We start from the raw sequence: 15,328 nt of genomic DNA on the forward strand, positions 1-15,328 counted from the left end.
TGTAAGAGGAGGTGATGCTGAAGTGCGTGAAATTCAATGACCTCGTGTGAGAAAAGTCGGCATGGAGCTCAAGAACAACGCAGCACTGATCATTGTCGACCAGCAAAAAGGCATCCTGCACCCCAGGCTCGGTCGCCGAAATAATCCTCAGGCCGAGGCGCGAATCCTAGATTTGCTCGCGTATTGGCGTCGAACCGGGCGGCCGGTGATTCATGTGCAGCACCTGTCCCGTTCACCGGATTCAGTGTTCTGGCCGCAGCAATCGGGTGTGGAGATTCAGGAACGTTTCCAGCCGTTGGCCGGCGAGCAGCTGATTTCCAAACAGGTGCCGGATGCGTTTTGTGCGACGGGGCTGGAGGCGAGTTTGCGCGAGGCGGGGATCGAGCAGTTGATCATCGTTGGCGTTGCGACTCACAACTCGGTGGAGTCCACGGCGCGAACGGCCGGGAACCTGGGGTTTGACGCCTGGGTTGTGGAGGATGCGTGCTTTACGTTCGATAAGGCTGATTATTTCGGCAATGCGCATTCAGCCGAGGAAGTGCATGCGATGTCGCTGGGGAATTTGCACGGGGAATATGCGATGGTCGTCAGCACTGCACAGATTCTGGATTGATGGCGGGTTTGAGGGCCTCTTCGCGAGCAAGCCCGCTCCCACATTAAATCTGCGGCGGATACAAAATATGTGTCGGGCGCAGTTCAAATGTGGGAGCGGGCTTGCTCGCGAAGGCGATTCAACTGGCGAAAAAATTATCCGCCCGAAGCATCAAGCGCCGTGGCATTTCTTGAATTTCTTGCCGTTGCCGCATGGGCAAGGGTCGTTGCGGCCGACGTCTTTCAGGGCGTTGCGCACCGGTTCCTGGTGGGCGTGGCCGCAGTTCGGGCCGTGGACATGGCCATGGTCGTGATCATGGTGGTCGTGATGGTCATGATCGTGGTTGCAGTCAGGGCCATGGACATGGGGTTGCTGGGTCATCGGTTTTGCTCCGGAATTAAATCGGCGGGGATTAGCCGAGTAGGCCGGAAGGTCAATCATATGGGCCTACTCAGCCGGTTGTCTACTGAGTTTGTTACACCATTGTCGCACTCTTGGCCCATCCCCAAAAGTCTCATCCAAAGGCGCGCATGGGCACGCGATAAGGACCCACGTAGGCACGCGATAAGGCTCAGGCGAGGGCACCCACGGGGGGACGCGAGGGCAACTCCTGATTGAGGTGGTCATTCAGATTTTTCTGTCAGATTCTCAAGGTCGGCTTTTTGCTCGGGAGGGATGGGGATGACTGGACCATCTGTACCCGACTCCCGTTCTTCCCTTCTCAACTCAGCGTTAACGCTCGTTTCTACTGCCGCAATAAGCTTTTCGATGTGAGGAAGCTTTTCGAGTAGCGCCCCGTAATCGTAGCCCTTGAACATCGTCCCGTAGCCGTTGAACTCCCCGTTCGGACCTCGGAAAGTCAGTGTTAAGGGTGAATAATAGGTTAAATCGGTGTGGGCGAACTGCTGCATTCTTACGCGTACAAGCTCATCGTGGAGTGACCTCATTGACGCCGGGACATGCCTTTTAACACTCAAAATGTGCTTGGACTGTCGCCCCTTATTTACGGAGAAGGGGCGAACATAGGTGACTATAAGATCGCGAAGAAGCGCGTACCGAACATCCGCACGTCTGTAGCGTTTTAGAACCTTGACGGCTAAGCGAGCGGTGTTTAGGTCAACTGAGTACATCCGAAGGAAGTAATAGTGCTCGGTAAACTCCATCTCATGCGTCTCCATCGGGAAGCTCCGGCGCTAATGTTTTCGGCACCGGTAAGCTTCCGAGTCTATCAGAGCAGTACTTACGTCACTCAGCGCAGCCACCAAGCACAACGCAGACGACATCCCCAAGGCCTTCGACCAAAGGACCACCTTGAGCAACTCCAAGAGTGACAAGGAGTAGACCAAGAAATCGGTAGGTGACACGGTGGGTAGCCAGAGTGCGGATTACTGCTACAAAGGTTGTCCACCGAGTAGTCATCGCTAAGCCCTCCCGTGTGTGAGTGGTTATTGGTCAATTGATATTCATCACCAGAGAGATAGCCAGAGAGAGGTCTTAAAGAGCAGGGCTGTTTGAATAGCCTAAAGTCCCCCTCTGCTTATAGTGGGTGTTTTTAAATGAGTGCTGGAAGTGACCAGACGCCCTTGCCCAGTCACACCTATGCCAGCGCAGATAGTGGGCGGAGTAGCAACCGTGGGTCTCTCGCGTTTTCGACTATGAGTTCGCTCAATGAGATTTTTTCGGCACCCACTGTTCAGAATTAAGACTTTTCCTACAGACCTGCCTTTCCGTTTCCGGTAGCCTCCCACGCGCTCGCCTAAAGGCTGGTTATTGTCTATGGACGAAAGACGCAAGGACGATGCTCAATGATTTCTTCTGCACGACTGGGTGACAAACACGTCTGCCCTTTACCCGGTCACGGGACTACACCTATCGCTTCCGCCTCCGGTGACGTGAATATCAACTTCATGGGGTCTGCCCGTGTGGGTGATACCTGTGGGTGTGGAGCGGTCATCACTACGGGCTTTCCTTCTATTCAGGTGAATGGCCGTCCAATGGCCCACTTGGGAAGCCCTACCAGTCACGGTGGGACGATCATCACGGGCTCAGGCGATGTCGGTGGTGGCTTTGTCATGGGTGACGCTGGTGGCGCGGCCATTATTAACTTCATGGCGCTGGGAGCCTTCCGGCCAGACGGTTCCGTAGACGATGAGAAGATGGCGACCTTGTTGGCCGACCCGAATCTCAAGGAGAAAGCCTTAGCGGCGAACGCTTTGGTAGATTCTAAGGCTGCTGGTAAGAAGCCCGAGGAGAAACCTGAAGAGAAAGCGGAACCTGCCGTCTGCAAAGACCCAGACATGATGGAAGAACTGGCGGCATATATAGCCGACGAGATGAACAACAACATCCACCACCCATCTGTCCTGAAGATGAAGGAACTGCTCAGCTATGACGTTGCGGAAGAAACCCGTAAGCAAATGGAGCTGCCTTGGTATGCCCAAGTAGGTGCGACCAGCCCACAAGCTATTGGTGCTGCAAATGGCGCTGCTGCTATGGCGATCTGGACTGAGCGCGTGGGGCAGTATCGGGATTGGGACCACAAGCCGAAAATCCATAAGAAGTTCGGTGGGTATTACCACAAGCAAGGCGAGTACGAATACTTCTATGATATTTGGTCCAACATCCACTATGGCTATGTTGGGCGCGCAGGTGGTCTTTCAGAGAGCGTACTGGCCGACGGTGCAGGGTTGGAGCAGATAGTCTCAGACTCTGTCGGGGCGCTCACTGACATAACAAAACCACAGGAAAGAAGAAAACACCGAGGGCCTCAACGTGCCGAGAACGTCGAGGGGCTCCGCGCATGGGACGACGATCCCGACCGGATATCTGTCGGTATTGGTATTAAACTTTTTAACCAGCATCCTAATGGTGGCATCACAGCGAAAATGGTGATGGATGAGGTTCTTTCGGTTGCACCACAAGAATGGGGAGCAGGTGTCATTGATCATCAATGCGAGAAAAATTAAGGCCCGTTATGTCGTTCTCTTCGCATTAATAGCCCTGTTGGCGGCTTGGTATGCTGCCACCCCCGGCGTAATTATTCATTACTCCAAAGAAGGTAGGGATGAACTTCGATTGGTCTGGGATACGCAGCACGACATCCATAGAGAGAGAATGCTGCCGGGAGAAGCCACATCTGATGTTGGTCACATATTCCCCGATGAAGACTTCTTTATGGTTTTCTTTTGGGGACCCATCAAGGGCAGTATGAGATGTATCGACATAACACCCAAACGCTGGGCAACGATAGACATATATCTCACGGAATCGGGCAGAGTAGACGTTAACAAGACGCCCCCCGAGGTTATCGAACGTTTGAACAAGTGTGAGGGTGAACCTGACCCTTTTCGGCTTTAAGCATATATGACCAGCAAATAAAGAACGTCTAACGGCGACGGAGAATCTCGACAATGAAGTGGCCCACGCGACGTCTCGAACTTCGCGATATCGGCATGGCTCTGTACTTACTCAGCCTTATGTTACCAGCCGTGTGGCAAGAAGATGATAACTGGCTTTATGAAACCCTCACTCAAAACGCTTTGCCGGGGTGGTGGGCATTTATCTTAGGGTTACTATCAATGGTCTACGGTTACGCTGCATGGTTAGCGAACCCCTTATTCATCGCTGCTTACCGGACTCGGAGCGTCAAGCGGAGCTTCATTTATGCAGTACTCGCATTACTCGCGGGGCTGTCAGTGCAACTACAGCTTGTCACTTGGTACGATGAAGACGGCAGATTCACTATTACTGGTTATACCTACGGCTACTACGTCTGGTTGCTTTCCTTCGCTTGGCTGGCCGTATTGGCTGTTCGTGATCTGTATAAGGATTGGCGGTAATAATCTGACAGGGCAGCCTCAGCGTTATCTTTACGAGGGTTCCTGAAGAAGTAACCTTAAGTCCCCTCTGCTTATAGTGAGGGGTTTTGGAGGCCTTGCAGACCGGGCCTCTCAGAGGTGGTCATTCTGAAAAAATAGGGAACCCGTTAAGGTCCCCTTTTTAATGACACTGCAATTTACTTTGTCGTATCAATACCCCATCGCTCGAACATCTCAACGGTTAGACGCTGACTCACAGGGTCGTTGGGGATCAACCCTCGGAATCCATTGAAAATGCCTGTGCGGTACGTTTGAGCCATGTCGGGACTGTTAATCGTTCCTGCGAGTCCCGAAAGGTTATATCCGACCTGAGCCGCACTGCTAATCAAGCCAGCCGCTGGAACCTGCTTCAAGGCACCTGTGAGAATCTCACCGGGCTTGTCGAGGTCACTCAGCCCATACAACCATGCCTTCTCTTTCGGGGCCTTCTTACGGGCAGCCTCAGGAAGAATCGAAGTTCGGACCATCGCAGCCTGATCAAAGCCCAATGGCGCGGCCACGATGTTAGCCAGGCCGAAAGGGGTGCCGAGGTACGACCCACGTGTCAGAGCCGCATAGGCAATCATGTTGGGATCAAGGGCATCTTTCAGGTACTGCGTGCGGGCATGAGTCGGCATCATCTGAGCTTTCAAATAAGCAGTTGAGGCGTAGAAGCTTCCGCCAGCCATGGCCGACAAAGCCGCTGTGTAGGCCTGATCCATCACTCGACCATTCATGCGAGCCTCATTCACACCTCGCATCAGGCGCTCATTCAGGGACTTCACAAGGAAGCTCTTGAACTGCATGAGCATCTTCACGCCAACGCCGTAAGCCTTCGTATCAAGGTTGGATACTTTATGGGGCCTGATTACCACCTCGTCCGCCATGCGATCAGCCAACCGCCAGAGGTGCATTGAGCGAGGGTCAGACTGGAAGGCAGTCATATCACGCACCGAATACTTGCCTTCAGCATCGCGCACCATGGAGCTTCTGATGAGGTCCTTAATGCCGTCCCATTGAGCCGGTGTGATACTCGCGGAGCGAAGCAGAGAAGGTTCCGATATCAGCAAGTTATCCATCGGGCTCTTACCACCTGCGAGCGTGTGCCGCACGATGTCCCCAAGAATGCCTTTACGGCCTGCATCAATGAGGTGATTGGTAGTCTCGGGCAGCATGTAACCCGCAGGGGATCGACGGGACATCGCCCCGGTGGCCCACTTGAGCGACCCAACAGATTGAGCCACTGCTTCACTGGAGCCCTGCTCACGGAGGCGCTCAATGATGTCCGCACGAGCAGGCACGATAGAGCCATCCAGTTCACGACCAAAGAGACCCGCGTGCAGGTCGTTAAGGCCCTCAGCTGTCATCTTGTACTTACCCGCTACCAGTTCCTTATAAGCCGGAATGTTATGGCCCAACATGTGCCCGTAGCCACGAGAGACAAGGCCAGCCATCTCCGTGAAGTTCTGAAAGGGCATGAAGAACGATTTGAGCGTAAAGGCTGTGTCGTTGAGGGCCCGACCGACTGTCGCCAAAGCCCCTTCCGGGGTATCTCGACGGGCTTGGCCTGTGAGGACCTTAAGGGCTTGATCCAGCGCGGCACGTTCGTCGGGTTTGATGTCATCAGACAGTGCTTTAATCTGAGCCTCCAGCTCACCAACGGTCTTGCCTGTGGAGCCCATTACGGCCACATCACCATTAACGCGCCGATCATAGGCTTGCAGAATCCTGCCCACAGAGAAGTCACGAAGGTCGTTCACCGAGAACTCTCCGTGCGGGGTAGTAACTCGCACATCCGAATCAAACAGGTGGCGCCCTTTGAGGAAGTTATTTTCCGTGATGTTGCCGCCGAACTGTCCTTGATTGATGTCAAAGGCCTGAGTGGTCAGAGAGTTGTCCTGTGTGATCCCGTAAGCTTTACCGTTGGCGTACTGATGGACTCGCTGAGCGATGGCCTGTGGTGTCACAGGGACCCCTTCAGCATTCAACAGGTCAGTGATGTGAGCATCCACGCGGGCACGGGTAGCAGGTCGAGCGGCGTAACTACGCAGCATGCTTTCCCGAATGGCGTCTTGCAGGGCATCTGTGCCGCCCAGCCGTTCGGACCAAAGGGCACGGGCTCCTCGGTCGTAGACGTTAGGAAAGTAATGGCCAGCATGGCGCGTTGAGTCCATCAAGGAGACAGCGTTACTGTTGCCATACTTCGCTGGATTGCTAAGGCTGTCGTGCTTACGTTCTGTGTGAGCACCTATCGCGTCCATGTAGGCCCGCTCCTCTGCTCGCAAAGAACTCCTTGCGGTTCCCGTGGGGTCTTCGAGAGCCTCAATGGCGCGCCGGTCAAGCAACTGCTGAGCCTCTGTGCGCGAACCGGGAAGCGCTGAGTACCACTTGGAACCCATAGCGTCATCAGCAAGCTGTGTCAGGGACTGATAGCTCAAGTTGTCCTGACCTCGTTCGCGCTCAGCGATGTCACTGGCGACAGCAGCAAACCGGCCATTTGAGCCCGAGACGGTGCCTGTGGGCGGTCGAAACAACTGTCCCGCGATACCACGAACATCCGCCGATTCGCTCCGATTGAGCGTATGACCTATCTCAGTGAACCCGCCCATGTGAGCGCCCGGCGCAGCACGTTCGAATTGCTCCATGCGAGCGACAGTTACGGGGTTGAGCGGGTTGGAGCCACTGAGAATCGTACCGTTAGCAAGACGCACCGCACCGTCCTCAAAAGGCACCGGCTGAAGGTCAACACCGTTCACGTTGGCAGTTGGAGTGCCTTCCGTATGTGGCATCAAGGTTGGGTCAAGGGTGCCTGCTTCCGCCGCTCGCACGCGAGACTCAGCTCGGATTACAGGGCCCGTGAAAGGATCACCAACATGTTCAATAGCCGCGTTACCGTGAGTGACCACAAGGTTTTTCCCGAAGGCACCTGAAAGAGCGCCTCCAAGAATCGCGCCACCAGCAGCGGAAGCGGCCAAATGGGATTCGCCACCAACCACCCGCGACCGAAGGTGATCACTACCCACAGCCAGGGCGGACCCATAGGCAGCACCTTTAACCACACGGGCTCCGAGAGAACCTGTAAGGCCAACTACGGGCAAGTAGCTCGTCGGGTCACCTGCAGCACTAACAAGACCACCTGTTACTTGGGCAGCCCATCCAGCGGAATCGAAGTCTTGTTGATAATCCTGAGAGTCGAGGACGGTAGGGAGAATGTTCTTCCACTCTTCACGTTCCGCCGATGCGAACTGTCGATAATATTCAGGCTGCACTCCAAGCTTATCGAGGGTTTCAAAGTCCTCTTCGGTCATTGGGTTGTCCTGCATTCTCGACACGGGCCGCATCATTGAAACGACAGTCCCAAGGTCTGCGCCTTCCTCTGCGTAGCCCCGGTAAGCAGTGCCTATCACGGAAGTCGCCAAGGCTGCCTTAGAGGCTTTCCCTGTGCCGTCCCATGCACCAAGCTCTGCGTCACCGGATAGAGGCTTTCCCTGTGAGGTAGCAAGTTCCCCCACAGTCATGCCCTTATCGACAGGCTGGCCGGTTAGGCCCAATGCGCCTTGCTGAGGCATTACGGAACCTGTGAGGCTCTTGAAGGCATCCCGATGGGGACTGACTGCCACATCAAGCAACTTTGCCATGTAGCCACGACCTTCGGCGGACAGCTTCGAGAAGTCACCCGAACGCATGGCAGAAACCTGAGGGGCTCCGAGATGGCCTTCGCCTTGGTTGTACGCGAGGGCCGCTGCCAGCTCATCACCGTCATACTTATCAATGAGGTCTCGCATATGACGGGCCATCGCTGGGACGGCCTTCACGGGGTCTAACCGATCTTCTGGGGACATCAAACCGTATGCCCGACCGGTGGCCTCAGTGAACTGTGCGAGACCCAATGGGCCTGTGGGGGACTTTGCGTCAGACTTGAACGAGGACTCATTGTAAATCTGCTTATGCAGCAGGTCGTAACGGACACCTTCGGACTCAGCAGCGGAACGAATTAGGTTGTCGTATTGGGTGCCAGTGGCTTTGATGTTTTCGTATTCTGTCGTCATGTATGGCCTCCTTTAAGAAGTGGATCAGGAGGCCCGAAGGCCTCACTTTGGTTTCTGATGGGTTTGTTGGTACTCGAAGACTTTGCGGGCGTTCGCTTCGCGTTCCGTTGCGTAAGGCTTGAAGCCTTCTTGAGAGCGCTTGATGTCTTCCTGTTCGCGGCGCTTCGCTTCTTCACGCGCCTGAGCTGCTGCCCGTGCGTTCTCGTCCCGGATGTCCTGCATATGCAATGGCTCCACTCGACCGTTAAGGGTCTGGATATAGAGTTGGTTGTTTCGGGAGACTACGAAGGCACCGCCTGTGGCTGCATCTGGGTGTGCCTGAGAGAAAGCATCAAGTTTCGCCTGCACAGCGGCCTGCCCACTTTTCCACGAAGTAACGTCATTCGGGTCCATGAGAATGTCAGCCTTGAAGACTGCGCCCATCGGTGCGCCGGATGTCTTGAACTGAGCCGTGTTGGTTTCCACGAAAGACTCTACGGCAGACTGTGCAGCCGAGAGATTTCCTGTAAGCGCAACATTGGCCTCGTAGATGGTGCGGGCCATTTCGTTCATCTCGGCGGGCATGTACTGGGCTGCCGTTTTGGACCTGCGAATCATCGTGGTGAACTCTCGGCCCTGCTGATTCCTCTCTTCACGGGTCAACTTGCTCTGAGCCTTTTCGGCTTCCACGGCAGTAGCCATGTCAATCCCGTAGCGATCCATGGCGTTGAGCTTTGCTACAAGGTCAGCCTTCTCAGGGAAGAGCATGGCGACAGACACAGGGTCTGCTTTTGAAAGTTCTCGCAGACGATCAAGCTGAGGGTAATCACGTTGAGTATTCCCACTAATGACTGCGCCATCCCATTCAGCACTTGCGGTGTCAACGAACTCACCCATGATCTTTCTGAAAGGTCCGTCCTTACGGTCGGCCTTGACGTACTGAAGCATCAAGTTGGTCTTGTCGCTCTCTGGGAGATTCCACGAAGCAATCTGATTCATCTTGAGGCTTGCGTAATTCGCTTCATCCTCAGCGGTAAACGTCCCGGTCATCTCGTTGGTGGGTAGAAGCTTAGGATCAACAGAGACCATTTCACCATCAAGCTTTCTCTGCCAGGCACCATCAAGTAATGCCAAGCGGTTCTGTTTCTGCTCGATCTTGACGGCCTCTGTCTGGTACTTCGCAGTCTCTGCCCTCTGCCGATTCAGGAGCTGCTCTCGGCTGCCCATGATGGCCTGACGTTCTGGAGTCATTACGTCCGTAGGGGTCGCCCCCACAGTTTGCGCACGGAGCTTATCGAGCGCCGAAAGTGCCGCATTGGTATCCGTTCCCGCCATGATCCCCGAAAGTTGCCCGTGGAATTGCTCAGCACGATCAGCTTTAGAGGATTGCTCGTAGTGAGCCGCTTTGGCTTTGAGATTCTCCATGGCATCGGCTCCCACCACATCGGTGATGTTGGCCATCTCGCCCCCAATGTTCACCTGTTGTGAGCCGATGTTGCTAAGCAGGGAAACTCCGCCGTCACGCGCAGTCGCATCCTGAAGGGAGCCACGAAGAAGCTCTACGGCTGCTGAGGTCGTAGGAATGATGCCAGTGCGGAGTCCGTTGTTAATGTATCCAGACACGACCGTAGCAGCCTCTGGAGTCCGCATAAAACCGGGATCAGAAAGAAGCGATCCAAGGTCACTCCGCGATTGGATGCCAGCATTCACCTGAAACTCTTCGGATTGACGGCGACCGAACTGGTCAATCACAGCGGCATTACGTTGAGTGATACTGGCATTGAAGCCGCGTTGATAATCGCTGTCCTCAGGGTCAATTCCATTCATCGACGCAAAAGACTTGGCGCCCTCCTTTAAGCGCGTCGCTCTGTGCTCATCCAGTTCAGCACGGGTTTTGAATTTTCCCTGCGTCACCAAATTTTGAATCTCCTGATCCAGCTCGTTGGCTGCATTACTGCCGGTCAGTTCGTTCAGATGTCGCATTGCATATGGGTCGTCTTGGTTCAGCAATACGCCCTGTTCCCGTGCTGATCGGCGCTCCTCTGGAGAGAGCTTACTAATGATTTCATTGGCGCGTTCTTTCCCTTGGGTATCACGCATCACGTCATAGGCACCTACCATCGCACCTCCTGCCTGTACGAAGTTTCGTAAGGAGTCGCTTAGCGTATGGTCAGGGGCATCAGGCTTAGCAATTCTGGCAGCTTGATAGCCCATCCCAGTACCCGCGCGGAAGCCTTGACGGCCACTTGTGGTCTGGGCCGACTGACCCAGAGCCCGTGCAATTTCATTCTGAGCCATTAGCGAGTTCCTCCATTGTTAATGCTGCGGGTTGGGTCTGACGATCTTGGTGCGGGTGCGTTCGGGGCCGCTGACTTGCCTTGACCAAACTTACCGCCCGATCCCACATAAGCGCTCCCGCCTGCCGATACGATGTTCAGAGCGTTCGCGATGTTGTTCACCTTGCGGTTGTTACCACCCAGACCACGGACAGCGGCCTTAGCGTTCTCCGAGGAGCCCACACGATTGGCGAAGATGGCTTGATAGTCGCGCTCATAGTTTTCGGTGATGTTCATCTTCTCGGCAGACGCATCGTTTGCCACTGAATTCTTCAGGCGATCCATTGAGTTGCCCGACATCCCAGACTCACCAATTGCCGCATTGATGATCCCTTGGTTTCGGATGGTCTGAAGATTGACTTCAGTGAGTTGCCTTCGGGCTTCGTCTTGCTTGTCTACGGTGGCAAGCTTCTGATCGTTCTCAGCGAAGTTTGCTTGCTTGACGACTTCGTTTTGTTGCTTACGTTCGTTGTCGGTCATCTGCCCCTTGGCCTTGGCGCTTTCGGATGCACTCATAGCGGAGCCAGCGACCGCAACGATTGCCATGCCGATACTTACGGGTTCGCACATTAGATTGCCCCCCGCTTCTTGGCCTGAGCTTTCAGGAGGCGGGCCTTCTTGGCCACATCAGCATTGCGCTGACGGCATGCTTCATTGATTTCTTTTGCCTTCTCTTCGAGCCATACGAGGCCCTTAGCGGTCACGCGAAAACCATCAGCGTTACCATGAGCAGTGGAACAGGCCTTGAAGAATCCGAGAGAGAAGCCCTCGGGTTTGGGCCGGAGTATCTTGCGATGCTCGGTCGGATGGTCCATGGACGTGAAGCGCTTGATGCTGACCAGATACGTCTTCGCCAATTGAGGTTGAGAAACACCGGCCAACCTACAAGCTTGACTCCAGGTGATTCCAATACCAGTCAGTCGGGTGTCAATGAGTTCCGCTTTGGGGGCGACCGTGGCAAGCCTGTTATCGGAAGTAGCAGCCGCGATGAGAGCCATACGGGTTCTCAGGATCGAGTCATTGCGTACCTTTACAAATGCGTGAGCGACCATCAGGTAAAACTCAGTCGAGACCCACATTGCATAGGCGATGGTCCCCAATTCATCAGCGAATGAACCGACCTTAGATACCTTCCGGAAATTACCGGAAGCTACCAATTCTGAGGACACGGCGTTGTTCCATTCAGATGGGCGCTTTGCTTCGGAAAGTTTAAGCGTTTGGTGAATCTCATTGAGACTCCATAATCCATTTTTTCCCGAATAGAATGTATGGCCTTGGATAGCGATGGGCAGTAGCTCAGTTTCATTATCTGAAATGTTCATGTGTGATTCCTTTTGGTTGAACTTCTTGGCCGACCTCCTGACAGCCTCACAGCACCCCACACGGGTTACTCTCAGGTTCCAAGAAGTTCAGCCAAAAGAAGCTGTGATAAACGATGAGATCCATAGCAGGCGGTCGGGCCTGTATGCTGTCGATGTTGAAGCAGTGGTCAGGCATGAACAGTTCAAAACTTTATTCACGACCACGGACAAGCAACCTTCTTTAAGATAAAGCAAAGATTACTTAAGAGATTGAAACAATGATTAACTTAGAGGGTTCTCTAAGATCTTAAAGTTAAACGCCTCTTCCACATGCCACACATACAAGGAGCCTCAAACCTTGTAGTGACCGGGATAAACCGGCTTATGACATGCAGGCACTCTCCTCGGTCACCAGTCAGGCGCCCTTGTTGGGCGTCTCTGGGGAGCGGATCGTTGAGTTTGATTAGATCATAGAAACATATTTCTTACGCGTCACATCGCAGTCGATACGGCCTGCAATCATCATCAAGAAGTCCTTGGCGATGTACAGGGCTGTTTGCTTCCGGTTGCGTAAGTCAAGGTATTGGTACTCCGCGGCAACCCAGTAAGAAGAGACATCGGCCTTTTTATTAAACCACCGCACTAAGCCCGCATCACCAATTTGCTTGCCCACAAGGCCAGCGTCTGCAAGCTTCTCAAGAAGAGTCGTTATGTTACGGTGAATGAAACGCCGTGGGCGGTCGGTGAGTGCGGCCATGTCGAGTGACGTTATGGTGTGGACTGGGGTCATGTCGCGTGATGAGTCGGAATTGAATGCGGGGTGGGTCATCAAGGTTCTCCAGGTTAATGTGTGAGGATGTGGTCCTTATAGTGGGTGTTTTTGCAACGCACACTGAGCGGCGCTCAAGCGTCGAAGCCCGCAACCGCTGCCCGTGTGTCAAATGAAGAAGAACGTCGCCTTGTCAGTGCCTCCACGCATGAGCATCCGGTACAAGTTCCCCTCAGTGAATAGCCAAGAGTCAGCCCAGCGCCGACCACTGGCGGCTTTTAAGATTTCAAGAGTGCAAGATTCTTGTACTTTCAGTTCCTTAGCTTGCATGTTCCCCGCGGCGCTTTTTACGTACTGCACGGAGCCTTTGGGATTCTTCAGGCCAGCAGCACGGGCCACCTGAGTCGCTACGAACAGCAAATCGTGTTCAGGGTGAGCCGAGGGAAAGCAGTGGCAATTGGCTATTGATGCACCACAAAATAACTGCGATTCTAAGCGATTAAGCCGAATGAATCGGACAGGGAGCAGTCGTGGAAATAGGCGAAGCGGTCGTTCAAGCGATCATCGTGCATCAGGTTGGGAATCGTTTACGGGAAGAGCCCTTGGTTTTAGCCGACCAGTGCTTCGCCAGTACAGGTGATATATCGAACTTAATTCTGAGTGGTTATCTGCATGGTATCGTCAATGAAAAAAACCTACACCAGCTGACTCATGAATCTGATATTTCACTGAATGACGTGGTCCATCACGTAACAAGCTTCTTTGAGAAGAACATAAGTTTCATAGAGCTTTCTCAACGAATAGCAACGCATCTTTACACCTCAACTCATCATCCAAATATAGCATCTGGGGATTTATTTATAATCCTATTTGATAAAATAAAAACAGATGGTGAGTACTGCTCGGCGATCGGCATATACAAGTCAGAATCTAAGAACCAATACATCTCGAAAAAAACCGAAGGAGGCACTCCTGAACTTGAGGTGCTGACTGGCATCAACCCTGAGCTAATAGATAAAGGGGCGCTTTTGACCGAAGGGTCAATGGGGGTTTATGCGTTAGACCGATTCAGCAAGCGCACAAAGTATTGGATGGAAGATTTTCTGAAGGCGAAACAGGTGCCTGACGAAAAAACCAAGTCGGCTATAGCTATAGGTTTGATAGAGAAAGTACGAAGCGACATAGAAAACCCTATCGCTCGACAGCAGTTCGGCGAGGAAATTATAAGCCTTTGTACCGAGCGAGAAGAAATTCTTGGGTCCGAACTCAAAGAAATCTCAGAGCGCTATATTCAGGAAGGGGTTTGGGAAGACGAGTTAAAAAATATAACGCAGCGCAAAAGCCTGATGGACTTAGATGAAATAAAAATCCCCGTTAAAAAGTTTGTGCCAAAACTAAGGAAAACGTTAAACAGAGTGGACTTGGGAAACGACATTCTCTTGACGATCCCTAACAACCTTTCGTTTGACAAGGTTGATTTCGAGCTCAACGGAAAAACCATTCTGATTAACATAGTCTTGGAGAGCAAACATGGGTGAAGCATCTAAAACGTCGGGTGAGAATGGTGAGAAAATCACTGAGGAGATACTGCGACTAATCGGTTGGAATAGCCCCATGCGAGGCGTCAGCGTAGAGTGCCACATCAAACATCACGAAAAACAAACTCACGGCAACGACTTTCTGTATCTTTACGATAATCCGCTGCATGAAAACCGGACTGATGTTGTTTATATCTCTACAAAAAATGAAAAGGATGGCTACAGCAAGGGCGAGCAAGGTGTACGAACGACATTTAAAAAACACTTGGCTGAACTCGATAAAATCATCTCTTGTTCAAAATTAAACTCAAAAGTTAACGAAGCGATAAAATCTTTCGGCGGGCGCAAACAAAAGAGACATACAGGCTTGCTGTTCTGGTTGCACGGGAATAAAGAGGAGCTTGAACGGAACATAAAGCCGCACTTGGGGGCGGTACAGCTCAATCTCGAATCAGGTTGCCCGATCTATTTGGTCGACATGTCACGGGCATCGTTCATAAAAGAAGTGATTGGCCATTTCAATGCTACAAATCACGGTGCCTATAGTTTTTATTATCCGAAGCTCGGGAGCATAATTGCAACAGTAGATGAACGCTTCGGGCCACTTTTGCCTATAGAGCTCGTAGTCTCCGATTTAATACCGTTACGTTTTATGCTGGGAGACAAACCCTCGCTTTGCTTGTACGCAAAAGAGAAGTTTTCCGCGGAATCACTGAAGAAGTTGTGCAGCCTGGCATTCGACTTTGCAGATGGATGGGTAGAGCAAATCTTCATTGGGTTAGAAGAATATCATCCAGCTGATGATAGAGAATCAAAAGACCAGGTGCTAATGACTTTTAGAGAGCGAGCAGCAAACATAAAAGTATTTTGTTACAAAGAGTCAATCCTTGACCTGCTGGAGTACTAA

At 52.7% G+C, this 15,328-nt stretch carries 14 protein-coding genes; 6 read left to right on the forward strand and 8 right to left on the reverse strand.

All coding sequences use genetic code 11. The features are described 5' to 3' along the window. Nucleotides 1-61 precede the first annotated feature (61 nt). Nucleotides 62-613 (forward strand): cysteine hydrolase family protein, encoded by a 552-nt coding sequence (locus EYC95_RS04205; RefSeq protein ID WP_131059238.1) that lies wholly within the window; start codon nt 62-64, stop codon nt 611-613. A 150-nt stretch (nt 614-763) separates the two neighbouring features. On the opposite strand, the gene EYC95_RS04210 is transcribed toward EYC95_RS04205, so the two are convergent. The 3 genes from EYC95_RS04210 to EYC95_RS30965 all read right to left on the reverse strand — a co-directional run bounded on the left by EYC95_RS04210 (nt 764) and on the right by EYC95_RS30965 (nt 2,011). After that, nucleotides 764-973, reverse strand: coding sequence for an SEC-C metal-binding domain-containing protein (locus tag EYC95_RS04210; protein WP_007906737.1), 210 nt, complete (start codon nt 971-973; stop codon nt 764-766). Nucleotides 974-1,215: 242 nt separating this feature from the next. Next, nucleotides 1,216-1,770 (reverse strand): hypothetical protein, encoded by a 555-nt coding sequence (locus EYC95_RS04215; protein ID WP_131059239.1) that lies wholly within the window; start codon nt 1,768-1,770, stop codon nt 1,216-1,218. Between the two features lie 67 nt (nt 1,771-1,837). Then, a complete protein-coding gene (locus EYC95_RS30965) occupies nt 1,838-2,011 on the reverse strand; it encodes a gp19.5 family protein (protein ID WP_371928403.1) in 174 nt (57 codons plus the stop codon). Nucleotides 2,012-2,397: 386 nt separating this feature from the next. Here EYC95_RS30965 and EYC95_RS04220 point away from each other — a divergent pair, with 386 nt between their 5' ends. From EYC95_RS04220 to EYC95_RS04230, 3 genes are read left to right on the forward strand one after another with little or no spacing between them, the layout of a single operon-like run. Beyond that, nucleotides 2,398-3,558, forward strand: a complete 1,161-nt coding sequence (locus tag EYC95_RS04220; protein ID WP_131059240.1) for a polymorphic toxin type 44 domain-containing protein — start codon at nt 2,398-2,400, stop codon at nt 3,556-3,558. Further along, on the forward strand, nt 3,488-3,949 hold the full coding sequence (locus EYC95_RS04225; protein WP_131059241.1) for a hypothetical protein: 462 nt from the start codon (nt 3,488-3,490) through the stop codon (nt 3,947-3,949). The genes EYC95_RS04220 and EYC95_RS04225 overlap by 71 nt, the downstream gene beginning before the upstream one ends. Nucleotides 3,950-4,002: 53 nt before the next feature. Continuing rightward, entirely contained in the window at nt 4,003-4,431 is a 429-nt protein-coding gene (locus tag EYC95_RS04230; protein WP_131059242.1) for a hypothetical protein, read from the forward strand. A gap of 176 nt (nt 4,432-4,607) precedes the next feature. Here EYC95_RS04230 and EYC95_RS04235 read toward each other — a convergent pair whose 3' ends face one another. The 5 genes from EYC95_RS04235 to EYC95_RS04255 form a co-directional block, all read right to left on the reverse strand. Then, nucleotides 4,608-8,498, reverse strand: coding sequence for a transglycosylase SLT domain-containing protein (locus EYC95_RS04235; RefSeq protein ID WP_131059243.1), 3,891 nt, complete (start codon nt 8,496-8,498; stop codon nt 4,608-4,610). A 42-nt stretch (nt 8,499-8,540) separates the two neighbouring features. Next, on the reverse strand, nt 8,541-10,775 hold the full coding sequence (locus tag EYC95_RS04240) for a hypothetical protein (RefSeq protein ID WP_131059244.1): 2,235 nt from the start codon (nt 10,773-10,775) through the stop codon (nt 8,541-8,543). Then, nucleotides 10,775-11,329, reverse strand: a complete 555-nt coding sequence (locus EYC95_RS04245; protein ID WP_178083814.1) for a hypothetical protein — start codon at nt 11,327-11,329, stop codon at nt 10,775-10,777. The genes EYC95_RS04240 and EYC95_RS04245 overlap by 1 nt, the downstream gene beginning before the upstream one ends. Before the next feature lie 53 nt (nt 11,330-11,382). Beyond that, a complete protein-coding gene (locus EYC95_RS04250; protein ID WP_131059245.1) occupies nt 11,383-12,135 on the reverse strand; it encodes a hypothetical protein in 753 nt (250 codons plus the stop codon). Between the two features lie 442 nt (nt 12,136-12,577). Next, nucleotides 12,578-12,943, reverse strand: coding sequence for a hypothetical protein (locus EYC95_RS04255; RefSeq protein ID WP_131059246.1), 366 nt, complete (start codon nt 12,941-12,943; stop codon nt 12,578-12,580). 470 nt (nt 12,944-13,413) lie between these two features. Here EYC95_RS04255 and EYC95_RS04265 point away from each other — a divergent pair, with 470 nt between their 5' ends. Then, nucleotides 13,414-14,421, forward strand: coding sequence for a nucleoid-associated protein (locus EYC95_RS04265; RefSeq protein ID WP_131059247.1), 1,008 nt, complete (start codon nt 13,414-13,416; stop codon nt 14,419-14,421). Next, entirely contained in the window at nt 14,414-15,328 is a 915-nt protein-coding gene (locus tag EYC95_RS04270) for a hypothetical protein (RefSeq protein WP_131059248.1), read from the forward strand. The genes EYC95_RS04265 and EYC95_RS04270 overlap by 8 nt, the downstream gene beginning before the upstream one ends.

This window comes from Pseudomonas sp. BGI-2 (assembly GCF_004310295.1).
In the GTDB taxonomy this organism is placed as follows: Bacteria; Pseudomonadota; Gammaproteobacteria; order Pseudomonadales; family Pseudomonadaceae; genus Aquipseudomonas.